General features: G+C 61.1%; 21 protein-coding genes. 17 read left to right on the top strand and 4 right to left on the bottom strand.

What is annotated here, in order from left to right:
- Nucleotides 1–60 precede the first annotated feature (60 nt).
- A complete protein-coding gene (locus M516_RS0102020; RefSeq protein ID WP_029097642.1) occupies nucleotides 61–1,470 on the bottom strand; it encodes an aminotransferase-like domain-containing protein in 1,410 nt (469 codons plus the stop codon).
- A 223-nt stretch (nucleotides 1,471–1,693) separates the two neighbouring features.
- Between M516_RS0102020 and M516_RS0102015 the strand changes: the two genes are divergently transcribed.
- From M516_RS0102015 to M516_RS0102000, 4 genes are all read left to right on the top strand, one after another.
- Nucleotides 1,694–2,200, top strand: coding sequence for a MogA/MoaB family molybdenum cofactor biosynthesis protein (locus M516_RS0102015; protein WP_029097641.1), 507 nt, complete (start codon nucleotides 1,694–1,696; stop codon nucleotides 2,198–2,200).
- A 106-nt stretch (nucleotides 2,201–2,306) separates the two neighbouring features.
- Nucleotides 2,307–4,091, top strand: coding sequence for a B12-binding domain-containing radical SAM protein (locus tag M516_RS0102010; RefSeq protein WP_029097640.1), 1,785 nt, complete (start codon nucleotides 2,307–2,309; stop codon nucleotides 4,089–4,091).
- 245 nt (nucleotides 4,092–4,336) lie between these two features.
- Entirely contained in the window at nucleotides 4,337–4,954 is a 618-nt protein-coding gene (locus tag M516_RS0102005; RefSeq protein WP_029097639.1) for a DedA family protein, read from the top strand.
- A gap of 4 nt (nucleotides 4,955–4,958) precedes the next feature.
- Nucleotides 4,959–5,321: a DUF1294 domain-containing protein gene (locus tag M516_RS0102000; protein WP_029097638.1), complete on the top strand. Its 363-nt coding sequence runs from the start codon at nucleotides 4,959–4,961 to the stop codon at nucleotides 5,319–5,321.
- A 171-nt stretch (nucleotides 5,322–5,492) separates the two neighbouring features.
- Here M516_RS0102000 and sspI read toward each other — a convergent pair whose 3' ends face one another.
- Nucleotides 5,493–5,729, bottom strand: a complete 237-nt coding sequence (gene sspI, locus M516_RS0101995; protein WP_029097637.1) for a small acid-soluble spore protein SspI — start codon at nucleotides 5,727–5,729, stop codon at nucleotides 5,493–5,495.
- Nucleotides 5,730–5,931: 202 nt separating this feature from the next.
- On the opposite strand from sspI, the gene M516_RS0101990 reads away from it, so the two are divergent.
- Nucleotides 5,932–6,585: a potassium channel family protein gene (locus M516_RS0101990; RefSeq protein WP_029097636.1), complete on the top strand. Its 654-nt coding sequence runs from the start codon at nucleotides 5,932–5,934 to the stop codon at nucleotides 6,583–6,585.
- A gap of 3 nt (nucleotides 6,586–6,588) precedes the next feature.
- Nucleotides 6,589–7,407: a TrmH family RNA methyltransferase gene (locus M516_RS0101985; protein WP_029097635.1), complete on the top strand. Its 819-nt coding sequence runs from the start codon at nucleotides 6,589–6,591 to the stop codon at nucleotides 7,405–7,407.
- On the opposite strand, the gene M516_RS0101980 is transcribed toward M516_RS0101985, so the two are convergent.
- Nucleotides 7,404–8,132: a DUF2225 domain-containing protein gene (locus M516_RS0101980; RefSeq protein ID WP_029097634.1), complete on the bottom strand. Its 729-nt coding sequence runs from the start codon at nucleotides 8,130–8,132 to the stop codon at nucleotides 7,404–7,406. The two genes, M516_RS0101985 and M516_RS0101980, sit on opposite strands and share 4 nt — an antisense overlap.
- A gap of 477 nt (nucleotides 8,133–8,609) precedes the next feature.
- On the opposite strand from M516_RS0101980, the gene pheS reads away from it, so the two are divergent.
- The 5 genes from pheS to larB all read left to right on the top strand — a co-directional run bounded on the left by pheS (nucleotide 8,610) and on the right by larB (nucleotide 14,167).
- Nucleotides 8,610–9,644, top strand: coding sequence for a phenylalanine--tRNA ligase subunit alpha (gene pheS / locus M516_RS0101975; protein ID WP_029097633.1), 1,035 nt, complete (start codon nucleotides 8,610–8,612; stop codon nucleotides 9,642–9,644).
- Nucleotides 9,645–9,664: 20 nt separating this feature from the next.
- Nucleotides 9,665–12,088, top strand: coding sequence for a phenylalanine--tRNA ligase subunit beta (gene pheT, locus M516_RS0101970; RefSeq protein ID WP_029097632.1), 2,424 nt, complete (start codon nucleotides 9,665–9,667; stop codon nucleotides 12,086–12,088).
- Nucleotides 12,089–12,179: 91 nt separating this feature from the next.
- Nucleotides 12,180–12,449, top strand: a complete 270-nt coding sequence (zapA, locus tag M516_RS0101965; RefSeq protein WP_029097631.1) for a cell division protein ZapA — start codon at nucleotides 12,180–12,182, stop codon at nucleotides 12,447–12,449.
- Between the two features lie 88 nt (nucleotides 12,450–12,537).
- Nucleotides 12,538–13,413 (top strand): ATP-dependent sacrificial sulfur transferase LarE, encoded by an 876-nt coding sequence (gene larE / locus M516_RS0101960; protein WP_035288578.1) that lies wholly within the window; start codon nucleotides 12,538–12,540, stop codon nucleotides 13,411–13,413.
- On the top strand, nucleotides 13,406–14,167 hold the full coding sequence (larB, locus tag M516_RS0101955; RefSeq protein ID WP_029097629.1) for a nickel pincer cofactor biosynthesis protein LarB: 762 nt from the start codon (nucleotides 13,406–13,408) through the stop codon (nucleotides 14,165–14,167). The genes larE and larB overlap by 8 nt, the downstream gene beginning before the upstream one ends.
- A gap of 51 nt (nucleotides 14,168–14,218) precedes the next feature.
- On the opposite strand, the gene M516_RS0101950 is transcribed toward larB, so the two are convergent.
- On the bottom strand, nucleotides 14,219–14,593 hold the full coding sequence (locus M516_RS0101950) for a phage holin family protein (protein WP_029097628.1): 375 nt from the start codon (nucleotides 14,591–14,593) through the stop codon (nucleotides 14,219–14,221).
- 150 nt (nucleotides 14,594–14,743) lie between these two features.
- Between M516_RS0101950 and M516_RS0101945 the strand changes: the two genes are divergently transcribed.
- The 6 genes from M516_RS0101945 to M516_RS0101920 all read left to right on the top strand — a co-directional run bounded on the left by M516_RS0101945 (nucleotide 14,744) and on the right by M516_RS0101920 (nucleotide 22,829).
- Nucleotides 14,744–17,101, top strand: a complete 2,358-nt coding sequence (locus tag M516_RS0101945; RefSeq protein WP_029097627.1) for an endonuclease MutS2 — start codon at nucleotides 14,744–14,746, stop codon at nucleotides 17,099–17,101.
- A gap of 18 nt (nucleotides 17,102–17,119) precedes the next feature.
- Nucleotides 17,120–17,530, top strand: a complete 411-nt coding sequence (locus tag M516_RS0101940) for a DUF350 domain-containing protein (protein WP_029097626.1) — start codon at nucleotides 17,120–17,122, stop codon at nucleotides 17,528–17,530.
- Nucleotides 17,531–17,663: 133 nt separating this feature from the next.
- Nucleotides 17,664–17,984: a 2Fe-2S iron-sulfur cluster-binding protein gene (locus tag M516_RS0101935; protein ID WP_029097625.1), complete on the top strand. Its 321-nt coding sequence runs from the start codon at nucleotides 17,664–17,666 to the stop codon at nucleotides 17,982–17,984.
- A 225-nt stretch (nucleotides 17,985–18,209) separates the two neighbouring features.
- Nucleotides 18,210–19,514, top strand: coding sequence for a nucleotide sugar dehydrogenase (locus M516_RS0101930; protein WP_029097624.1), 1,305 nt, complete (start codon nucleotides 18,210–18,212; stop codon nucleotides 19,512–19,514).
- 281 nt (nucleotides 19,515–19,795) lie between these two features.
- Nucleotides 19,796–21,097 carry a CitMHS family transporter gene (locus M516_RS0101925; RefSeq protein WP_029097623.1) on the top strand — a complete coding sequence of 434 codons (1,302 nt, stop codon included), beginning with the start codon at nucleotides 19,796–19,798 and terminating at the stop codon, nucleotides 21,095–21,097.
- Nucleotides 21,098–21,218: 121 nt separating this feature from the next.
- Nucleotides 21,219–22,829, top strand: a complete 1,611-nt coding sequence (locus tag M516_RS0101920) for an ATP-binding protein (RefSeq protein ID WP_029097622.1) — start codon at nucleotides 21,219–21,221, stop codon at nucleotides 22,827–22,829.
- Nucleotides 22,830–22,831 lie beyond the last annotated feature (2 nt).

The following is a 22,831-nucleotide window of genomic DNA, read 5'->3' as shown; positions in this document are numbered from 1 at the left end:
AAAAGAAAACAGGATTTTTCGCACCGATCAGCGGAGCATCGCTGCTCCCAGCCGGTGCAGTCAGTGTTTCAGTTCCCGCTCATCCAGCGGAGAAAGCGGAAACCGAACGGCGGGGCGGCGGACGATGCCGACCGGTTCGTCCGGCAGGCGAAAGGCTTGGCCCGGCATCAGCTCCAGTCCCTCCTCGCGCAGCAGGGAGACGATTCGCGCCTCCTGGCTGGCGGCGAGCGGACTGGCCGTCCCCCATTCGATCCAGGTGTTCAGCCCGCCGCTGATCGGCAGGATGCGGGCATGCTTCGGCAGCGCCTGCCGCTGTTCCTGCAGGAGACACTGCCAGCGGGATGAAAACAAGGCCCGGCGTTCCGGCAGATACACCTCGGCAAACCACGGATCGGCCAGCAGCCGGGCGGCCGCCTCCAGCACCACCAGGGGAGGCTCGGCACCCATGAGGGTAACGAACTGGCGAAGCCGCTCCCGCTCTTCGCCGGCCATGACCCAGGGAAGAGCGAGCACGCCCAACTGAACGTCGGGGGCGAGGGTCTTGGAAAAGGAATGGAGGTAGTAGACCGGAACCGGACTGCCCGCCTCCGCCGCCAACCGGTACAGCGTCCGGCCGGGGCGGCGAAACCAGAGGTCGCCGTGATGATCGTTTTCCAGCAGGCGGACGCCGTGCCGTTCCGCCCATTCCAGCAGATATCGCTTCCGTCGCGGCGAGTAGCTGATACCGGTCGGAAAGTGGTGGTGCGGATTGACCATCAGCCAGTCGGCCGGCCGTTCCCGCTGCGCCGCCTCCAGCGCCTCGGGACAGATTCCTTCGTCGTCCAGCCGAATCGCCCGGACCTCGATGCCGCTGTGCCGCAGCATGGCCATAAACACGGGATAGCTGTACGCTTCGACGAACACGACGTCAGTCCGTTTCATCACCTGCTGGACCAGGAAAGAAAAGCCGCTGACGCTGCGGTTGAACAGCAGCAGCCGTTCCGGGACGTGCGGGATGCCGCGCCGGGCCAAATGGCCGGCGAACACCTCCGCCGCTTGCGAGCGGCGCGCTTTTTTTTCGTCGGGCCGATCCAGCAGCACGCTCACGCTCTCGTAGAACGCGACGCGCAGCCGCCGCATCAGCTCCGCTCCCGGCTGGGGCGTCGAGTCGACCAGCGAAGCGAGCGGAATGTCGGTCAGCGGCAGTCGTGTGCAGTCCCGCGCCTGTTTCGCCTTCGCCGTCAAGAAGTACCCTTTGCCGTGCACCGCCTCCAGCCATCCGTCCGCCACGAGGTGATCGTACGCTTTTTTGACCGTTTCCAGCGAACAGCCGCTGACCGCTTTCATCTCCCGAAGCGAGATCAACTGCTCCCCGCCGACGAGAAAAGCGCCCCGCAGGAGAGCCGTCCGCAGTTGTTCGGCCAACTGGACGTAGAGCGGTGTGTTCGACCGCTTGTGAAAGTGAACCGCAAAAAAAGGACGATTCGCCATCGTTCTCGTGCTCCCTTGTCCGTTTCGTCCGTCTCTCGATTTCCTCATTATAGCGGATGCGGCCGGGGAACGGGTATAGGGTCTCCCGCTCCTGACTGGATAGGCTTCCCTGTACATGGTATCATGGCTTCAGACGAGACCGGGCCGTTCCGGTCAAGCGGCGACCGTTCTGTTCCCAACCGGGAGAACAACAGCCTGCCAAGACAGGAGAGGGAGAGTGGCGATGAGTACACAGGAACATAAAGCGGAAGCCCCCAAACGGGTGGGCTGCATGGTGATCACCGTTTCCGACACGCGCACCGAGGAGACGGACAAAAGCGGAAAGCTGATGAAGGAGCTCTTGGAGGAGGCCGGCCATGCCGTGATCTTGTACCGGATCGTCAAGGACGAGCCGGCGGAGGTGGAGGCGGCGATCGAAGCCGGGATCGCCCATCCGGAGGTGCAGGTGATCCTCTTGAACGGCGGCACCGGCATCTCTCCGCGCGACAACACGTTTGAGGCCGTCTCCAGGCTGCTGGAAAAGGAAATGCCCGGGTTTGGCGAACTGTTTCGCATGCTCAGCTACACCGAGGACATCGGTTCGGCGGCGATATTGAGCCGGGCCATTGCCGGCACCCGGAAGGGAAAGGCGATTTTTTCCACGCCCGGCTCCACCGGCGCGGTGCGGCTGGCGATGACCCGGCTGATCGTGCCCGAGCTGGGGCACGTCGTCCGGGAACTGAACAAGTAGGCGGGAGGGGCCGCCGGGGCCCAGGATCTTCATTTGCCGCTGCCGGCGGCTTGTGTTACGGTTACGGATAGAAGAAGCACGTATTTCAAGGAGAGTCGACAGACACATGAAGATTTTACTGTCTACGCTGAACGCCAAGTACATTCACTCCTCCCTGGCGCTGCGTTACTTGCGAAGCTACGCCCAGCCGTCGTTTCCCGACATCGAGCTGGTCGAATACACCATCAACGACGTGACGCTCAACATCGTCGCCGACATCTACAAGCGGCAGCCCGACGTTGCCGCCTTTTCCTGTTACATCTGGAACATCCGCGAGACGATCGACGTGATCCGCAACCTGAAAAAGGTGCGGCCCGACCTGCCGGTGGTGCTGGGCGGGCCGGAGGTGACCTACGACGCCGACGAGTGGTTGAAAAAGCATCCGGAGTTTGACGTGATCGTCATCGGTGAGGGAGAACAGACGTTTTTGGAACTGCTGCAGGTCTACGCCGAATCCCGCCGGACCGGGGAGCCGCCCCGCCTGCGGGACGTGGCGGGGATTGCCTACCGCGAAGGGGAGCACGTGCGCTTTACCGCCCCCCGGGCGCAGATCGAAAACCTGGACTCGATCCCGTCGCCGTACGCGGACAACCTGGACGAACTGAACAACCGCGTCGTCTACTTTGAAGCGTCCCGCGGCTGTCCGTTCAAATGCCAGTACTGCCTGTCGTCGATTGAAGACGGCGTGCGCTATTTCGGTTTGGAGCGGGTGAAGGCCGACCTGCTGCGGCTGATCCGGCACGGCGTCAAGACGATCAAGTTCGTCGACCGCACGTTTAACATCAACAAAAAGTACGCGCTGGAAATCTTTCAGTTTTTGATCGACAACCACAACGGCACGATCTTTCAGTTTGAAATCACCGCTGACATCCTGCGCGCCGACGTGCTCGACTTTTTGACCGAAAACGCGCCGCCGGGCATTTTCCGCTTTGAAATCGGCGTCCAGTCCACCAACGACGAGACCAACCGGCTGGTCCAGCGGATTCAGCGCTTCGACCGTCTGGCCCACACCGTCACCCGGATCAAGCAGTCGGGCAAAATCGCCCAGCACCTGGATCTGATCGCCGGTCTGCCGGAGGAGGATTACCAGTCGTTTCGCAAGACCTTCAACGATGTCTTTGCGCTGCGCCCCGAGGAACTGCAGCTCGGCTTTTTGAAAATGCTGCGCGGCACCGGCGTCCGCGCGCGGGCGGCCAACCACGGCTACATTTTCATGGACGAGGCGCCGTACGAGATTCTCGGCAACAACGTCCTGTCGTTTGCCGACATCCAGCGGATCAAGCGGGTGGAGGACGTGCTGGAAAAATACTGGAACGCCCACCGCATGGATACCACGCTGGAATGGCTGGTGACCCGCTGCTTCGAGACGCCGTTTGATTTCTTCCAGGCGTTTGGCGATTTTTGGGAAGAACAGGGTTGGAGCCGGATCGGCCACCAGTTGGAAGATCTGTTTGTGCGGCTGCGCCGCTTCCTGGAGACGCGGGAGGTGGAGCGGCTCGACCACGTGATCAGCCTGATGAAGTTTGACTACCTGCGCAAGCAAAAGCACCGTCCTCGCAAGCTGTGGTGGGACGACGTGCTGGACAAACGGGAGATGCAGGCAGCCTTTGAGGCGGTGCACGAGCGGCTGGAGGATCTCCGCCCAGACTTTGCCCGGCGTGCGGCGCAGCAAAAGGACTTCTTCAAGCACACGCTGTCGGCCGGCGTCAGCTTTGACATTGAGACGTGGATCAAGTCGGGTGAACTGGTGGAAGGCGACTTCGTGCTGGTGGTGTATTTTCCGTACGAAGACGGACGGGAGAACGACTTTGTCGTGGTCAGACGGGCGGCCGCTGCGAGCGGATTGGTGTAAGCGGGCAAAAACGGGGCAGAATACAAAAAGTTGGCGAAAAAACAACAGGATTGCGGTAGTGCTTCAGCATATAAACTGCTAGAATAAGGAAAGCTCATCCGCGGCAGCCTGCGGACGGGATGGCGGTGCGCGCGTAACTTTTTTCGCGCCGATCCGTATTCAAAAAAGGTTGCGTGAATGGAAACGTTGCCGGCAATGGCCAGACAAGAAAGCCGCCGAGTGGCGAGGATAGGGGATTTTGCGTCATGGAAATCAACATGCTGATGTCGATCATCGAGCAATACGGATATGCGGCCATCTTCTTTTTGCTCTGGCTGGGCATTGTCGGTTTGCCGATCCCCGACGAGCTGGTTGTGGCTACCGGCGGGTTTCTGGCGTCCATGGCGCTGCTGGACCCTGTCTATGGGTTTCTTGCCGGCTACCTGGGCGTGGCGTCCGGATTGACGATTGGGTTCCTGCTGGGGAAGTTTTTCGGCCGGCCGATCCTGCAGTGGCTGTCAAAGAGCGAGAAGATGAGGCATACGGTGGAGCGCTCCACCGCTCTCGTGGAAAAGTACGGGACGTTTGCCCTCTGCTTCAGCTATCTGTTTCCCGTCGTTCGCCACGTGGTTCCCTACATCGTCGCCATGGGCGGGATGACCTATCGCCGCTATGCGTTCCTGTCCTATCCGATCGGGCTGTTGTGGACGACCGTTTTTTATCTGATTGGCTACGTGTTCGGGAAAAACGTGGATGTGGTCGTGGCGATGATCCGCTCCTACGGGTTCTGCGCCCTGTTCGTCGTGATCGCGCTGCTCGTCGCGGGGTGGGCCGTTCGCCGCTTTTTTCTAGCTGGCCGCTCCTTTCGGGCAAAAGGGGAATAAACGCATGCATCATCAATGGTTGAAAGCGCACAGGCAGCGCCGCAACGGGGTATGGGCGGCGGGCTGGCTGCTCGTTCTGTGCGGCTGGTGGCTGACGCGTCTGCCGCTTGTGGCGGCGGGGCTCCTGATGCTGAACGTGTACGCCGCCGGCCTGATGGCCGCGGACAAGCGCTCCGCGCGGCGGGGCGGACCGCGCGTCCCGGAAGCGAGCCTGCTGCTGACCGCGTTGTTGGGCGGCGGAGCGGGCGCGCTGTTGGGCATGCTGGCGTGGCGCCACAAGACCCGGCATGCCTTGTTCATGACGGTGGTGCCGCTCTGCTGCGCATTTCAGATCGTTCTGATTGTTTTCTGGCTGTTCAACCGATAGGCAACAGGGTTGTCGAAGCCGCTCCTGCCAAACAGGGGCGGCTTTTTTGCATGCCAACACGTGGACTGCAGCATCAAGCTGCGCCGACTCGGCATAGACATGCAGGAGATCGCAAACAGAGGGAGAGACGGCAGCGTCTCTCCCTCTGGCCCGGCACCGGTCCAGACGGCCCTACACCGGCGGGTTTGCCTGTTTCGGCAGATGGTCGGCGATTGTTTGCACCATGCTCTGCCGGGCCGCTTGATCGCTGTTTTGCCACAGCACTTCAAACAGCACGCCCAGACCGGGCAGGGTTTTTTCCTGGCCGCTTGCGATCGCGTCGGTGATCGTTTCCTGCACGTCGTTGGCATCGGAGCCCTGCATTTTGTACATGATCGCTTGGCGCAGATTGAGTGCGGCAATGTTCATGGCGGACATACACCCCTCTTGTCGTGATGGCTGCGCCTATAGTATTCGTCCCGCATCGGCCGCTCATACCCGTTTTGTAGCCGATGGAAGCGTTGTGGTATAATGCTTGGTATTGAAAACGACGCTGCGGGTGCCCCGGATGGGGGCTGCCCGGACAGGACGTTTGCGGTCGAGTGGCCACAACATAAGGAGTGGAAGAAGCATGTCAAAGCAGTTTGCCGTCATCGGGATGGGCCGGTTTGGTTCCAGCGTGGCCCGGACCCTGTATGAGATGGATTATGAAGTGATGGGAATCGACGAAAACGAGGAGCGCATCAACGAGAACATCCAGTACGTCACCCACGCCGTCGCCGCCGATTCGACCGACGAGCGGGCGCTGAAGGAAATCGGCATCCGCAACTTCGACGTGGTCGTCGTCGCCATCGGGGCCGATATTCAGGCCAGCATTTTGACCGTGCTGATCCTCAAGGAACTGGGCGTGAAAAAGATTGTCGCCAAAGCGCAGAACGAGCGGCACGGGCAGGTGCTGTACAAAGTGGGAGCGGACCGGGTGGTGTTCCCCGAACGGGACATGGGAGTGCGCGTCGCACACAATCTGATTTCCGCCAACGTGCTTGACTTTATCGAGCTGGCGGAGGATTACAGCGTGGCCGAAGTGGTGGTCTCGTCCAGGATGGTGGGCAAGACGCTGCGCCAACTGGACATCCGCGCCCGCTACGAAGTGAACGTCATCGCCATCAAGAGCGGCGAGAAGTTCAACATCGCCCCCAGTCCGGACGAGGTGATCCAGTACGGAGACGTGCTGGTCGTCATCGGCAACAACAAACATCTGAAAGCGTTCGAGGAGCAGGCGTAAACGATGCGGCACGACGTGATTCAATCGGTGCACAACCCCCTGGTAAAGCGGCTGTACCACCTGCTGGAGCGAAAAGGGCGGGACGAGCAGGGGCGCTTTCTCGTCGAAGGGGCCCATCTGGTGGAGGAGGCCCTGAACAGCGGCGCGGAGGTGATCACCGTCCTGTACGACAGCAGCCGGGAGATGGACCCGGCCTGCCGGCGGGCGATTAACAAGCGCGCAGGGGAGGTCCAGGTGATTCCCGCTTCCGCGGCCGTATTGGCCAAGCTGTCGGAGACGAAGACGCCGCAGGGAATCGTCGCCGAGGTGAAAAAGACGGGGCACGACTGGCATGCATGGCTGCAGGCGGCGGCAAACCGCGATTACCTGCTGCTGATGCTGGACGAGATTCAGGACCCGGGCAACCTCGGCACCATGCTGCGCACGGCGGAAGCGGCCGGCGTCGACGCGGTGATTCTCGGCAAAGGCAGCGTCGATCTGTACAACGGCAAAGTGGTGCGGGCCACGATGGGGGCGCTGTACCGTCTGCCCGTCTTTTCCCGGCTGCTGCCGGAGGCCGCCGCCGAATTGAAGCGGCAGGGCGCGCAGGTTCTCGTCTCCTCTCTGCAAGAAAACAGCCTCGCGTACGACGAGGCTGACTACGCCGGCAAAACGGCAATCGTGATCGGCAACGAGGGGCGGGGCGTCTCCCGCGCCATGAGCGAAGCGGCCGACCGGTTTGTGCACATTCCGCTGTACGGCCGGGCGGAATCGCTCAATGCGGCGGTCGCCGCCGGCATCCTCGTCTACGAGGCGCAGCGCAGACGGCGCAGGCAGAGTTAGTCGACCGCCGTCGGCTGCTCGCGCTTCTGCTGCTGCCGCTTGTGTTCGTCGCGGGCCTGGGCCCATTGATCCTGGGCCATCTGCAGCATCCCGGTTTCGATGGTCCGGCCGCGAAATCCCAGGACTTTGGAAAAATAGTGGATCGCCTTGTCGTACTTCCCGACGCGGCGCATCAGCTCGCCGATCAGGTAGAGCAGGCGCACTTCCGACATGTCCTTGTCGCCCAGGGCGTAGTCGGAGTGGATGTACGACTGCTCGTATTCGTCCACGGCTTGCTGCAAGCAGCGCTGCTCCTCCGCATCGCCCTCAAAGCGGTACAGCCAGGCCAGCCGCAGATACAGCCCGGCCTTGACGGAATGCGCCTGGCCGGTCAGCTCGGCGGCGTAAATGGCCAGCTTGTAGGCGGCGATCGCTTCGGCGGGGCTGCGCTCGGCGCCAAGGTCTTTGCGGGTCCACTTGGCGGCGATCCGTTCCGCCACCAGCTTCTTGTGGGCGGGGGAGAGACGGGGAGCGAACTGGTCGGTAAAGGCGAAGCCGCACTGCGGGCAGACCGCGACCGTGTAGCGAATCGGGTTGAGCGAATGTTCCTTGTAGTAGGTGCAAAAATCGCTGTCCCGCTTGAGCATGGCCAGCGCGCCGCTGCGCACCCGCTTGGTGGTAAAGGCGGTGCCGCAGTGAAGGCAGGAGCATTTCTTGTCGTACAGGGCGGATGCGTGGTCCATCATCGACATATCCCCTTGTAAAACCTGGCAGAAACGCATGCAGGATTTGCATCATTGAAAGTTCGCCAGGGTTGCGCTATAATTTTCCTACATGTGTGTATTATAACGGAAAGCGATGACAGAGAGTAGTACGCAGGCCCCATGCGTTTGCAGGGAGGAGATGCCGCAGACTGAAAGCATCCCAACGCCATGTCTGCCGAATTCACTCTGGAGCCGCACTCTGAACCGCTCGATCCGAGCCCAGTAGGAGCAGCCGGGACATTCCCGTTATCATGGCCAAAGTGAGGCGGAAGTCTGGTTTCCCCAGGCATCGTTTGGGAAAGTAGCCTTCTGCTTAACAAGGGTGGTACCGCGAGTAACAGCTCGTCCCTTTTCGGGGCGGGTTTTTCTTTTTTCGGGGCCCTCCCGGCTTAAGCGGCAGCCGCAGCCGGACGGGGCCGCAGGAAGGTTGCAAATCTTGAGCAAAAGGAGCGATACAACGTGCAAACGCGGTTACAGGAGATGAAACAGGCGGCGCTGGCCCAGATCGGCCAGGCCGCGGACGCGGGCCAACTGCAGGACCTGCGCGTCAAATATCTGGGGAAAAAAGGAGAGCTGACCGAGCTTCTGCGCGGAATGGGCAGCCTTTCTCCGGAAGAGAGGCCTGTCGTCGGCCAGCTCGTCAACGAGGTGCGCGCGGCGCTGGAAGCGGCGTTTGCCGACAAGCAGGCCGCACTGGAACAAGCAGCGCTGGCGGCCAAACTGGCGTCGCAAACGCTGGACGTGACGCTGCCCGGCCGTCCGGTTCCGACCGGGACGATGCACCCGCTTTCCCGCATTATCGAAGAGATCGAGGACATTTTCATCGGACTGGGCTTTGAAATTGCCGAAGGGCCCGAGGTGGAGACAGATCATTTCAACTTCGAGATGCTCAACCTGCCCAAGGATCATCCCGCGCGCGACATGCAGGATTCGTTCTATCTGACGGAGGACATTTTGCTGCGCACCCAGACGTCTCCGGTACAGGCGCGCACCATGCTGAAAAAGGCCGGCCAGACGCCGGTAAAAATCATCTCTCCGGGCAAGGTGTACCGGCGCGACGACGACGATGCCACCCACTCCCACCAGTTTACGCAGATCGAAGGGCTGGTCGTCGACAAAGGCATTGGCATGAGCGACTTGAAAGGGATTCTGCTCACCTTTGCCCGCCAGATGTTTGGGGCCAACCAGCAGATCCGCCTGCGCCCCAGCTTCTTCCCGTTCACCGAGCCGAGCGCGGAGGTGGACCTGCAGTGCTTCAGCTGCGGCGGAGACGGCTGCCGCGTCTGCAAGCAGACGGGCTGGATCGAAATTCTCGGCTCTGGCATGGTACACCCGCGCGTATTGGAGATGGCCGGCTATGATCCGCAGGAAGTGAGCGGGTTTGCCTTCGGAATGGGCGTGGAGCGCATCGCCATGCTGAAGTACGGGGTAGAGGACATTCGCCACTTTTACACCAATGACGTGCGCTTCCTGCGGCAGTTCAACCGAGGCTAGAAAGGAGAGTCGTATCAGAGATGAAGGTATCGTACCAATGGTTGTCGGAATACGTGGATTTAAGCGATATCACCCCGTACGAGCTGGCGGAAAAGCTGACCAGAAGCGGGATTGAAGTGGAAACCGTGGAGCCGCGCAACGCCGGCGTTTCCAACGTGGTGGTCGGGTACGTCAAGGAGCGCAGCAAGCACCCGGACGCCGACCGCCTGAGCGTCTGCATCGTGGATGCGGGGCAGGGCGAGGACCTGCAGATCGTCTGCGGCGCGCCCAATGTGGCGCAGGGTCAGAAAGTGCCGGTGGCCCTGATCGGGGCGAAGCTGCCGGGCGGCCTGCACATCAAGAAGTCCAAGCTGCGCGGCGTGGAGTCGCAGGGCATGATCTGCTCGGCCAAGGAGCTGGGCCTCAATGACAAGCTGCTGGCCAAAGACCAGCAGGAAGGGATTCTGGTCCTGCCCGAGGACGCCGAAGTGGGCATGGATGCCGTCTCCTACCTGGGGCTGGACGACTACGTACTGGAGCTGGGCCTGACCCCCAACCGTTCCGACTGCCTCAGCATGATCGGCGTCGCTTACGAAGTGGCGGCGATCCTCGGCCGGGACGTGATGCTGCCGGAGATCGCCGTCACGGAAAACGGCGGCGACAACCCGGTGAGCGTGCGCATCGAAGCGGAGGATCACTGCTACCGCTACGTGGGACGCCACTTTACCGGTGCGAAAATCACCAGTTCGCCGCAGTGGATGAAAAACCGCCTGATGGCGGCGGGGATTCGGCCGATCAACAACGTCGTGGACGTGACCAACTACGTGATGCTGGAATACGGCCAACCGCTGCATGCGTTTGACGCGACCAAGGTCAAAGACCGCTCCATCGTCGTGCGCCTGGCGCAGGACGGGGAAAAGCTGGTCACGCTGGACGATCAGGAGCGCACGCTGGACAGCCAGACCCTGTTGATCGCCGACGAGGAAAAAGGGCTGGCCATCGCCGGCGTGATGGGCGGCGCCAACTCGGAGATCACCGACGAGACGACGGAAATCATTTTGGAAGCGGCCTGGTTCACGCCGCAGACGGTTCGCCGCACGGCTCGGACCCTGGGCATGCGCACGGAAGGATGCGTCCGCTGGGAAAAAGGTGTCGACCAGGCGCGCGTCCAGGAAGCGGGCGAGCGGGCGGCGGCGCTGATCCAGCAGTTGTCCGGCGCGGCCGTGTCCAAGGGGGTGGCTTCGGCCGTCGTCCGCGAAGCGAAGCCGGCCGTCGTGACGATTACGCTGGAAAAAATCAACCAGCATCTGGGCACGTCGCTGACCGCGGCGGACGTCTCCGCGATTTTCGACCGCCTGCGCTTTTCGTATGAGCAGAACGGCAGCACCTGGACGGTCACCGTGCCGACCCGCCGCGGCGACATTACCCTGCCGGAGGATCTGGTGGAGGAAGTGGCCCGACTGTACGGCTACGACAACATTCCGACCAGCCTGCCGAGCGGCCAGACCACGCAGGGGCAGCTTACCCGCGACCAGCGGCTGCGCCGGACGATCCGCCACCATCTGATCGGCGCGGGACTGCACGAGGCGATTACCTACTCCCTGGTTCACGCGGAGCGGGTAGGGGACGTAGCCGGTCTGCACCGCATCGACGCCAAGCCGATTTCGCTGGCCATGCCGATGAGCGAGGAGCACAGCGTGCTGCGCACCAGCCTGATCCCCGGTCTCCTGCAGACGATCGCCTACAACAAAAACCGGCAAAACCACGATGTGGCGGTGTTCGAATTGGGCAGCGTCTTTCTGACCACGGAGGAAAAGCTGACGCAGCTCCCCGAGGAACGCCTCTACGTGGCGGCGGCCTTGACCGGGCAGTGGCTGCCGCAGAATTGGATGGGCGCAAACCAGCCGGTCGACTTTTACCTCGTCAAGGGACTGGCCGACTCGCTCCTGACCCGGTTGGGAATTGTCGGCGCGACCTACAAGCCGGTTTCCGACCTGGCCGGCATGCACCCCGGCCGCACGGCGGAGGTATGGGTCGGCGAACGGCGTCTCGGCTATCTCGGACAGATTCACCCGGCGATGGAAAAAGCCTACGACGTGTCGGAAACGTACGTGTTCCAGTTCGACCTGGCGGAGCTGGCGGAAGCGGCGGAGGATGCGGGCTACTACAAGCCGCTGCCGAAGTTCCCGGCGGTGACCCGCGACCTCGCGCTGGTGGTGGACCGGGACGTGCCGGCGGCCGCTCTCGAAGCGGCGATTCGCCAGGCGGCAGGGGAGCTCTTGGAATCGCTCACGCTGTTTGACGTCTACACCGGGGAGCGCATCGCCGCCGACAAGAAGAGCGTCGCCTTCTCGCTCGTCTTCCGCCATCCGGAGCGGACGCTGCAGGACGACGAGATCCAGCAGGTGACCGCCGCCGTCGTGGACGCGCTGAAAGCGCAGACCGGCGCGGAACTGCGCATGTAAGGAGACCTTGACGGATTCTGTCATTTTCAGTAACCTAAAAAAGATACAGGAGTACAAAAGTCGCAGAGTAGTGTTGAAGGAGGAAGCCTTCGTGCAAGGTGATGGGAAAAATCGGTTGACGGTTGATATATTTGGCCAGCAATACCGGCTGAGCGGCAAGGCAAGCGTAAACCACATCCGCATGGTGGCCGGTTTCGTCGATGACAAGATGAATGAAATCGCACAGGGCAACCATCGCCTGGACACGGCCAAAATCGCCGTGCTGACCGCGGTCAACATTGCGGACGAGTACTTCCGCCTGCGACAGGAGTACGAGGCACTGTTGAAGATCCTGCATGACGACGCAAACGACAAAGCATAGACGAATCACATAAAAAGAGGGGCAGCATATGCCTCTCTTTTCCCATTGTCGGTAAAAAGCTTGTCAAAAAGAGGGGCGTGGGCAAAAGATGGGTCAGGAGATGGACAAGGAAGCGCTGCGGGAGGCGGCCCGCCGGCTGTCTCTCGCGGAAAAAGAGGAAAAACTGCGCAGGCTGCTGCGCGACATGGGGCGCGTGCTGATCGCGTTTTCCGGCGGCGTCGACAGCACCTTTTTGCTGGCGTGCGCCGTCCAGGAACTGGGCGATGAGGCGATCGCCGTGACCGCGGCGTCAGAGACGTTCCCGACGCGGGAGTTTGAAGCAGCCAAGCAGTTGGCCAAACGTCTGGGCGCCCGGTTTGTGACCACCGAGATCCGCGAAATGGAAAACCCGCAGTTCGTCGCCAATCCGGTCAACCGCTGTTTTTACTGCAAGGACGGATTGTATGAACATCTCGGCCGGATGGCGGAAGAAAATCAATGGAATGCCGTCATCTGCGACGGGGCCAACATGGATGACCTGGGCGACTATCGTCCCGGACGGGTGGCCGCCGTCCAGCGCGGTGTCCGCAGTCCGCTGCAGGAAGCCGGCTTTTTCAAGGCTGAGATTCGCGAGCTGTCCCGGGCCATGGGACTGCCCACCTGGAACAAGCCGTCGTTTGCCTGCCTGTCGTCGCGCATCCCGTACGGCTCGCCGATCACCCTGGAAAAAATCGACCAGATTGACAGAGCGGAGGGGTATCTGATGAGCCTCGGCTTCCATCAGGTGCGCGTGCGCCATCACGATTCGATCGCCCGCATCGAGGTAGACCCGGCCGACTTTTTGCGCCTGCTGGAACTCCGCGACGACGTCTCCCGCACGCTGCGCGAGATCGGCTTTCAGTACGTCACCTTGGATTTGTCCGGCTATCAGACGGGCAGCATGAACGCCGTTCTGGGCACGGATGTGAAAGCGGCGCATGGTTGAGGTAACCGCGATTTTGCGTGAGGTGCAGGCAGGGAGAATGAGCGTGGAGGAGGCGGAAGAGCTGCTGCGGGGCACGAGCCGTCTGGAGTACGCCACGCTCGATCTGGACCGGATGCGGCGAACCGGTTTTCCCGAAGTGGTGTACGCGGCCGGCAAAACAGCGGAACAGGTGGTCGGGATTTTCGGCAGGCTGCGGGAGCATCAGGAGATCGTGCTCGCCACGCGGGTGACGGCAGAGCAGGCGGAGGCCGTGCTGGCCCGCTGGCCCGACGTGCAGTACGTGAAAGAAGCGGGACTGTTGATCGGCACCAGCCGCCCGCTCACGCCCGTGCGGGACGGATACGTGGCGGTGGTAGCCGCCGGCACGTCCGACTGGCCGGTCGCCCAGGAGGCAGCCTGGACGGTGCGCTGTTTCGGCAGCGAAGCGAGAGTGATCGCCGATGTGGGCGTGGCCGGCATTCACCGGCTGTTCCAGCGCTTGGAGGAGATCAGGGAGGCGGCGGTGATCATCTGCATCGCCGGCATGGAAGGGGCGCTTGCCAGCGTTCTCGCCGGACTGGTTGACAAGCCGGTCATCGCCGTTCCCACCAGCGTCGGGTACGGTGCCCACTTCAACGGCCTGGCCTCGCTGCTGTCGATGCTCAACTCCTGTGCCAACGGCGTGGCCGTGGTCAACATCGACAACGGATTCGGCGCCGGCTACCTGGCCGGCATGATTCACCGGCAGATCGCCGCTGCCCGGCAGCAGCCGTAACAAAAAGAGCCAACCCCCTGTCGGGTTGGCTCTTCGCTCACGGGCCTGGATTCAGGTTTCCTGTTTGTTGCCGGCGTCGCCGTTGCGCAGGTCCATGTGCGTCTTGACCGGGATGAACAGGTCGATGATCCCGATGACCAGCGCGGCGAGCAGCGCACCCAGAATGGTGACCCGGAATCCGGAGACGATAAACTGGGTCAGCCAGATCACCACGGCGCTCACCAGAAAACCGACGATGCCGCGATTGTACGGGGAAATCCGGTCGCCGAACATCAATTCGACAAGCCAACCGATAACGGCAATGACCACTGCGGCCATAAGTGCGGGCCAAAAACCGTTTACAGAGAAGCCGGGAACGAGAAACCCGACGAACATCAGCACGACTGCAGCGACCACGAAACGGATGACATGGCGCAAGATCGTCATGAAGAATCCTCCTTTGGAGTTTGTCTCACTACTCATTCTGGCTGTTTTTCCGACAAATTATGCCGCACCGGATGTGTAAATTTATGCTTGCGGCGGACTGCATGTTATAATGGGGAATGTTAGCGTTGACCACGTTAAGGAGGCACCATTTTGGAACAACGGGTGTTGAAAACCTTGGAATACGACAAGATCGTCGCCCTCCTGATGGAGAAAGCGACATCCGCATACGGCAAAGAAAAAGCATCCGCCTTGACGCCCTTTGTCCGCCTGGACGAAGTGCGGACGGCCCAGCAGGGAACGGCCGAGGCGGCAACCGTGCTGCGGCTGAAGGGAAGCGTGCCGCTGGGCGGCATCCGCGACATCCGCGCCGCCGTGCAGCGTGCCCGGCTGAACGCGATGCTGGCGCCGATGGAGCTGCTGGACATCGCTGACACGGTAGCGGCGGGGCGCCGGCTGCGCAACTTTTTGCTCGACCTGTGCGAGGAGCAGGACCTGCCGCTTCTGCGCTATCAGGCGGAGCGGATCGAGGGCCTGCGCGAACTGGAGGCGGACATTCGCCGCTGCGTGGACGAGAACGGCGACATCCTGGACAGCGCCAGCGCGGAACTGCGGCAGGTGCGGCAGGAGATTCGCCAACTGGAGGCGCGCATCCGGGAAAAGCTGGATCAGATGACGCGGTCTTCCTCGTACCAGAAAATGCTGATGGACAACATCGTGACGATTCGCGGCGATCGTTTCGTCATTCCCGTCAAGCAGGAGTACCGCCACGTCTTCGGCGGGATCGTTCACGACCAGTCGGCGTCGGGGGCGACGCTGTTCATCGAGCCGGAAGTGGTCGTGTCGATGAACAACAAGCTGCGTGAACTGCGCCTGCGCGAAGAGCGGGAAGTGGAGCGGATTCTCTACGTCCTGACGGAACAGGTATCCGGCGCGGTGGAGGCGCTGAAGGAAAACGTCGACGCGCTGGCGGAGCTCGATTTCATGTTCGCCAAGGCACAGTTGGCCGCCAGCATGAAGGCGGTCTGTCCGCGGCTGAACGACCGGGGCTACCTGCGTCTGAAAAAGGCGCGGCATCCGCTGATTCCGCATGATAAGGTCGTGCCGGTGGACGTGGAACTGGGGGGCAGCTACCGGGCGATCGTGGTGACGGGCCCCAACACCGGGGGAAAAACCGTCTCGCTGAAGACGATCGGTCTGCTTTCGCTGATGGCGATGGCCGGTCTGCACATCCCGGCGGAGGAAGAGAGCGAAGCAGCCGTCTTCTCGTCGGTGTTTGCCGACATCGGCGACGAACAGTCCATCGAGCAGAACCTGTCCACCTTCTCCAGCCACCTCACCAATATCATTCACATCCTCGGCGCGATGGATGAGAAGAGCCTCGTGCTGTTTGACGAATTGGGAGCAGGAACCGACCCCACGGAAGGGGCGGCGCTGGCGATGGCGATCATCGACGACGTGATCAGGCGCGGGGCCCGGCTGGTTGCCACGACCCACTACAGCGAGCTGAAGGCCTACGCCTACGACCGACCGGAGGTAATCAATGCCAGCGTGGAGTTTGACGTGGAAACGCTCCGCCCGACGTACCGCCTGCTGATTGGCGTGCCCGGCCGCTCCAATGCGTTCGCCATCGCCAAGCGGCTGGGACTGCCCGAGGAGATTATCGAAAAGGCGCGCGCTTCCATCAGCGAGGAAGACAATCAGGTGGAGAGCATGATCGCCTCGCTGGAGCGAAACCGCAGGACGGCGGAAGAGGAGCGGCAGACGGCCGAAGCGCTGCGGCGCGAAGCGGAAGCGCTGCGTGCGCAGCTTGAAGAAGAGCGGGCCCGCTTCGCCGAAGAGAAAAACAAACTGCTGGAACGGGCGGAAGAAGAAGCGCGGATCGCCGTGCAGCTTGCCAAGGAAGAGGCGGATGCGGTCATTCGCGAGCTCAGGCGCATGATGGCGGAAGGCGTGGAAATCAAGGAACACCGGCTGATCGAGGCCAAGAAGCGCCTGGGCGATGCCGTGCTGGAGCTGGAGAAGGAAAAGGTGAAAAAACCGGCCAAGGCCGTGCGCGCCACCCAGGTCAAGCCGGGTGACGAAGTGATGGTGACCAGCTTCGGCCAAAAGGGAACCGTCCTGGAAAAAGTGAGCAGCGACGAATTCCTGGTCCAGATCGGCATCATGAAGATGAAGGTAAAGCGGGACGACATGCACGTGGTGAAGCCTTCCAAGCAGGAACAGACCGCCGCCGCGTACACGTCGGTCAAACGCGCCCGGAACACGGTCAAAATGGAACTGGACCTGCGCGGCTACAACGTGGAGGACGGCATCCGGGAGATCGACCGGTACCTGGACGAGGCGCTGTTGGCCGGCCTGCATTCCGTCTCGATCATCCATGGCCACGGCACCGGCGTGCTGCGCAAAGGCGTTCACGAGTACCTGCGCCAGCACCGGAACGTCAAGTCGTTTCGGCTCGGCGGCCAGGGCGAAGGCGGCGTGGGCGCCACCATCGTCGAGCTCAAGTAGGAGATCGGGAGGTGCCGCATGGAACACTTGCTTCACAACAAATACTTCGCCGCCGTTGCTTACTTCACCGTCACCGGGCTGGCGATGATCGTGTTTTTGTCCGTGTTTGAACTGGTCACGCGCTACCGCGTGTGGCAGGAGCTGAAGCGGGGAAACGTCTCCGTCGCGATGGCGACGGGCGGAAAAATCTTTGGCATCGCCAACATTTTCCGCTACTCCATCCAGCATCACGACTCGATCGGACAGGCGTTGATCTGGGGGACGCTGGGCTTTTTCCTGCTGCTGACCAGCTACTTCATTTTTGAGTTCATGACGCCCAGCTACAAGATCGATGAGGAAATCGCCAAGGACAACCGGGCGATCGGCTTTACCGCCATGGTGCTGTCGATCGGGTTTTCCTACGTGATCGGGGCCAGCCTGACCAGGTGACCAGAGCAGGGCCCATGCCGGACGCAGCCGGCGGGCAGCGAAGGGCGGCACGCTCATCCTCGCCTGGGGGCATGTGCATGGGACCGGTGGTGCGCCAGCGTTCGTGAAGCGAAGAGGAAACGGGGGATGCAAGATGAGCCGGACGGATGATGTCGTCGTGACGGTGCTGCACGATGGGGAACGAAAGCCACTTTCCCTGAAGCGGGGAGAGAACCTGCTGATGGCGCTGGTTCAGGCCGGACTGCCGATTGACTTTTTCTGCACGACGGGAAAATGCACCACCTGCCGCCTCCGCATGGACATTCCGGCTGGTTCGGCTGCTCTCCCGTCGCCCACGGAGCGGTACCGCCTGGGAGAGGCGGCGGTGGCGGCGGGTATGCGGTTGAGCTGTCAGGTGTACGTGACCGGTCCGTTGACCGTTCATCTGGACGCGTCCGCTCCTGCCCGGCCGTGAACCTTCCGTTGAACCATTTTCGATTGGGGAGTATAATTAGGCTTTGGCAGACGGTGCCGAGCCGTCTGCATGAGGAGGCGTCACCTTGGAAACCTTGTACAAGGTCCTCATCGTCTTATGTGTGTTGTTTCTTGCGGCAGGGGTATGGTACCTGTCGGATTGATGTGAAAAGGCCACGCTGACCGCGCGGACCTTTACCAGATAATGGGAAAGAGGAGATCTGCAATGACTCAGCCTGTACGCGTAGCTGTTGTCGGATTAGGATTCGTCGGATTGCCGCTGGCGCTCACGTACGCCATGAAAGGAGCCCGCGTGGTCGGCGTGGACGTCATGCCGAACGTCGTCGAAGAAATCAACGCCGGCAAATCCCACCATCTCGAATCCTATCAAGGCAAGACGCTGCCGGAAATCCTCCGCGAGCAAATCGCCGCCGGCCGCTTCCGGGCGACGACGTCCTACGAAGAAGCGGCAGCGGAAGTGAACAACTACATCGTGACGGTCGGTCTGCCCGTGCACAACGGGGACCCGGACCTGGGACCGCTGAAAAGCTGTGCCCAAACCTTGGGACGCGTGCTGAAAAAGGGAGACATGGTGATGATTCGCAGCACCGTGGTTCCCGGCACGACGGAAGAAGTGATTCTGCCGATTCTGGAAGAAGCCAGCGGGTTGAAGGCGGGCAGCGACTTTTACCTGACCTACTGCTCCGAGCGGATTGCCGAGGGGCGGGCGTTTGAAGAGTTCATCCACATGCCGCTCGTGCTCGGCGGAATCAACGCGGAGAGCGCCGCGAAAGGCAAGGAGCTGCTTTCCTTCATCAGCGAAACGGAGATCACCATCTCCGACATTCGCGTGATCGAGACCGCGAAAGTGATCGAAAACATCCAGCGCGACGTGAACATCGCGATGGTGCAGGAATTTGCCCGCTTCGCCGAGGCGTTCGGGATCGATACCTTTGAGCTGATCAAGGTGGCCAACACCCACAAGCGCGTCAACCTGTTGACCCCGGGGCCGGGCGTAGGCGGCTTCTGCCTGCCCAACGCGCTGTACTACCTGCAGCCCAAGGCCAAAGAGCTGGGCGTCTCCCTGCCCCTGCTGCAGTTGGCCCGCACCACCAATGACGGCGTGCCGGCCGTCCTGGTCGGGATGCTGGAACAGGCCCTGCGGCAAAAAGGCAGGACGCTGGCGGGCAGCCGCGTCGCTGTGCTGGGTCTGGCGATGAAGGACTTCTCCAACGACGACCGGGTGAGCCCGGTGCACGACCTGATCGCGCTGCTGCAGGCCAAAGGCGTGGAGGTACGCTCCTACGACCCGGCGGTGCCCAGCCGCTACGAGCACAAGACGGACAGCCTGGAAGAGGCGCTGCGCGGCGCCGACGCGCTGTTCCTGACCGCCGTACAGAAGGAGTTTGCCGAATTGGATTGGCAGCGCGCCGCCGAGCTGATGGCGCCGTCGCCGATCCTGTTTGACACGAAAAACCGTATTCCGCGCACGCTGGACACCGACAGCCGGATGACCGTGGTGCGCATCTGACGAAAGACAAACGGCAAAAGTCAAAAGTCCCCAGGCCGGGGACTTTTGTTTTTGGGGTGGCGATCCCTATCGAAGAAGGCTCCCGTGACGTGTTCGGTCCGGGAGCCTTTTTGCCGTTGTGAACCGCATGATCACGCGTTTTTCGCATCGGTTACTTTAATGAACAAAATGGGAGTTATGCGGTTTATATCGTTTATTTTCGTTTTCTATTCTCGTCAAAATATTGTTGTTATAATGAAAACACTTTCTTGAAAGCGTATTCTTTCTGGGGGGAAACGAACATGCTGTCTTTGCTCGGCTTCCTGATGATGGCCGTCTTTCTGTACCTGATCATGACAAAGCGGTTGTCCGCGCTCGTTGCCCTGATCGTCGTGCCCATTTTCTTTGCCCTGATCGGAGGGTTCGGGGCGGAGATGGGATCGATGATGCTGGAGGGAATCACCAAGATCGCTCCCACGGGGATCATGCTGCTGTTTGCCATTTTGTACTTCGGGATCATGATGGATGCGGGCCTGTTTGATCCGCTGATCGCGAAAATTCTGAAACTGGCCAAAGGAGACCCGCTGAAGATTGTGGTGGGGACCGCCGTCCTGTCGATGTTGGTGGCACTGGACGGAGACGGGACCACGACCTACATGATTACGGTATCCGCGATGCTGCCGCTGTACAAACGGTTGGGCATGAACCCGCTGATTCTGGCGGTCACGCCGATGCTCTCGATGGGGGTCATGAACATGACGCCGTGGGGCGGACCGACGGCACGGGCGATGAGCGTGCTGCACCTGGATGCGTCGGAAATGTTTACGCCGCTCATTCCCACGATGGTCGGCGGGCTGATCTGGGTGATCGCGGTGGCCTGTATACTGGGCATGCGGGAACGGAAGCGGCTGGGCGTGGCGGAGATTCAATACGCCGCTGACGAACGGATGGCGATGGCCGAACAGGCGGCGGCCGCCGACCAGCTCAAGCGTCCGAAACGGCTGTGGATCAACCTGCTGCTGACCTGTGCCCTGATGACCGGCCTGGTGATGAATTGGCTGCCTCTTCCGGTCCTGTTCATGATCGCGTGCGCAGCCGCTCTTGTGATCAACTACCCCAACCTGCAGGAGCAGAAGGAACGGATCACCGCTCACGCCGGAAATGCGCTGACCGTCGTTTCCATGGTCTTTGCCGCCGGGATTTTTACCGGCATCCTGACCGGCACCAAGATGGTGGATGCGATGTCCAACACGCTGGTTTCCCTGATTCCCGAGTCGCTGGGAACGCACATGCCGATTTTGGTGGCAATTACCAGCCTGCCCTTTACCTATTTCATGTCAAACGATGCCTACTACTTCGGCGTGGTGCCGATCCTGGCCGAAGCGGCAGCCAGCTATGGCATCGATCCGGCGGAGATCGGCAGGGCCTCCATCCTGGGCCAGCCGCTGCACGTCTTGAGCCCGCTCTATGCGGCCCAGTATCTGCTCCTCGGAATGGTGGGGGTCGATTACGGGGAAAATCACCGGTTTATCCTGAAGTGGGCCTGCGGCACATCGCTGGTGATGATGGTGCTCGCCATTCTCACGGGAGTGATGTCGTTCTAGCTCATCCCTGAGGAAAACAGAATCGCACGAGCAGATAGAGGCCCCCTTCGGCCTCTATTTTCACTGTTTTTGCGGCTGAGATTGCGCCGGAATCTGCTACACTGAGGGGAGAGGTGGTTTCGTGCGGTTTCAAAGCAAACTGATCCTGGTGATCTGCACGCTGCTGTTGTGCGTGATCGCCATCCTGGGATGTTCCTTTGAGTACATGCTGGCGAACGCGCTGAAAAAGGAGATCGGCACACGCGCCCTCCATGTCGCGGAAACCGTCGCAGCGATGCCGGAAATCAAACGGGCTTTTTCCGACTCCGATCCGTCCAGGACGATCGCCCCGTTGGCGGAGAAAATTCGCCGGGAAACCCATGCGGATTTTGTGACAGTGGGAAACCGGGAAGGAATCCGCTACTCTCACCCCATCCCGGAGCGGATCGGAAAGAAAATGCAGGGCGGCGACAATCAGCCCGTCTTTGCAGGCCAGTCGATCGTCTCGGAGACGACCGGTTCCCTGGGGCCCGCTCTGCGAGGCAAGGCGCCCATTTTCAACGAGGCGGGACAGGTCATCGGGGTGGTGTCCGTCGGGTTTTTGCTGGAAGATGTCCAAAAAACCATCCATTCCTATCGGGATAAGATCTTCGCGATCGGGTTGATCGCCCTCGCGTTGGGCGTGATCGGCACCTTGTGGATCGCCCGCAGCGTGAAACAGGCGATTTTCGGCCTGGAGCCGTCCCAGATCGGTCAGCTCTACCAGGAGAAGCAGGCCATCCTGGAATCCATCCGGGAAGGGATCGTGGCTGTCAACGCAAGCGGGACGATTACCATGGCGAACCAGACGGCGCTGCAGCTGTTGGGATTGGACAGCTCGAAGGAAATCACGGGCAAACCCGCGGACGAGATTCTGGACAGCTTCCGGCTGCTGGAGGTCCTGAAGGCGGGCAGGGCGATCGTCGACCAGGAGACCTGGATGGCCGGTCATGTGCTGGTCGTCAACTGCGTGCCCATTCTGGACGCGCACAACCAGATTGTCGGCGCCGTGGCCAGCTTCCGCGACAAATCGGAGCTGTACCGGGTCATCGAAGAGCTGTCCCGCGTCAAGGAATACGCGGAAGCGCTCCGTGCGCAAACCCATGAGTATTCCAACAAGCTGTACCTGATTTCCGGCCTGATCCAGTTGGAGTCGTACCGGGAAGCGATCGAGTTTATTACCCGGGAAACCGATGTCCATGTGAATCACACCCGGTTTATCATGCGGGAGATCCCGGATCCGATCATCGGCGGACTGCTGCTCGGCAAGCTGAATCGGGCGAGCGAACGGAAGGTGAAGCTGGAGATTGACCGGGAAAGCAGCTTCCGCGACATTCCGGCGTGGATCGACCGCCACCATCTGATTACCATCATGGGAAACCTTGTCGATAACGCCCTGGAGGCGGTTTTGGCGCCGGGGGCTTTCGCCAGGGAAGTAAACGTCTTTCTGACCGACATCGGGGAAGTGCTGCTGATCGAGGTGGAAGATCGGGGGCCGGGCATTCCCGACGAACACGCAGACCGCCTGTTTGAATTGGGGTTTTCCACAAAAGCGCAGAAAAATCACGGCTTTGGCCTCGCCCTGGTCAAACAGGCGGTCGAACAGTTGAACGGAAACGTCAGTCACACGCCCAATCCGGACGGGGGGACGATTTTTACCGTCGTCATTCCAAAAGAAGCCGAAGCAGCAAGGAGGGGGAAGGGAACGCCATGAAA

The organism is Brevibacillus thermoruber 423, assembly GCF_000454065.1.
Lineage (GTDB): Bacteria > Bacillota > Bacilli > Brevibacillales > Brevibacillaceae > Brevibacillus > Brevibacillus thermoruber.
Note: the sequence above shows the minus strand (reverse complement) of the source record. Positions and strands in the feature narration are given on the sequence as shown.

What these genes read in the sequence shown, in the direction of transcription:
- M516_RS0102015 (WP_029097641.1), top strand. Translation starts at nt 1,694, where the DNA reads ATGAGTACACAGGAACATAAAGCGGAAGCCCCCAAACGGGTGGGCTGC.
- larE (WP_035288578.1), top strand. Translation starts at nt 12,538, where the DNA reads ATGGGTCAGGAGATGGACAAGGAAGCGCTGCGGGAGGCGGCCCGCCGG.
- M516_RS0101950 (WP_029097628.1), bottom strand. Translation starts at nt 14,593, where the DNA reads ATGACGATCTTGCGCCATGTCATCCGTTTCGTGGTCGCTGCAGTCGTG.
- M516_RS0101925 (WP_029097623.1), top strand. Translation starts at nt 19,796, where the DNA reads ATGCTGTCTTTGCTCGGCTTCCTGATGATGGCCGTCTTTCTGTACCTG.
- M516_RS0101940 (WP_029097626.1), top strand. Translation starts at nt 17,120, where the DNA reads ATGGAACACTTGCTTCACAACAAATACTTCGCCGCCGTTGCTTACTTC.
- M516_RS0101935 (WP_029097625.1), top strand. Translation starts at nt 17,664, where the DNA reads ATGAGCCGGACGGATGATGTCGTCGTGACGGTGCTGCACGATGGGGAA.
- M516_RS0102010 (WP_029097640.1), top strand. Translation starts at nt 2,307, where the DNA reads ATGAAGATTTTACTGTCTACGCTGAACGCCAAGTACATTCACTCCTCC.
- M516_RS0101985 (WP_029097635.1), top strand. Translation starts at nt 6,589, where the DNA reads ATGCGGCACGACGTGATTCAATCGGTGCACAACCCCCTGGTAAAGCGG.
- M516_RS0101930 (WP_029097624.1), top strand. Translation starts at nt 18,210, where the DNA reads ATGACTCAGCCTGTACGCGTAGCTGTTGTCGGATTAGGATTCGTCGGA.
- M516_RS0101980 (WP_029097634.1), bottom strand. Translation starts at nt 8,132, where the DNA reads ATGATGGACCACGCATCCGCCCTGTACGACAAGAAATGCTCCTGCCTT.
- M516_RS0101990 (WP_029097636.1), top strand. Translation starts at nt 5,932, where the DNA reads ATGTCAAAGCAGTTTGCCGTCATCGGGATGGGCCGGTTTGGTTCCAGC.
- pheT (WP_029097632.1), top strand. Translation starts at nt 9,665, where the DNA reads ATGAAGGTATCGTACCAATGGTTGTCGGAATACGTGGATTTAAGCGAT.
- larB (WP_029097629.1), top strand. Translation starts at nt 13,406, where the DNA reads ATGGTTGAGGTAACCGCGATTTTGCGTGAGGTGCAGGCAGGGAGAATG.
- M516_RS0102020 (WP_029097642.1), bottom strand. Translation starts at nt 1,470, where the DNA reads ATGGCGAATCGTCCTTTTTTTGCGGTTCACTTTCACAAGCGGTCGAAC.
- M516_RS0102005 (WP_029097639.1), top strand. Translation starts at nt 4,337, where the DNA reads ATGGAAATCAACATGCTGATGTCGATCATCGAGCAATACGGATATGCG.
- sspI (WP_029097637.1), bottom strand. Translation starts at nt 5,729, where the DNA reads ATGAACATTGCCGCACTCAATCTGCGCCAAGCGATCATGTACAAAATG.
- M516_RS0102000 (WP_029097638.1), top strand. Translation starts at nt 4,959, where the DNA reads ATGCATCATCAATGGTTGAAAGCGCACAGGCAGCGCCGCAACGGGGTA.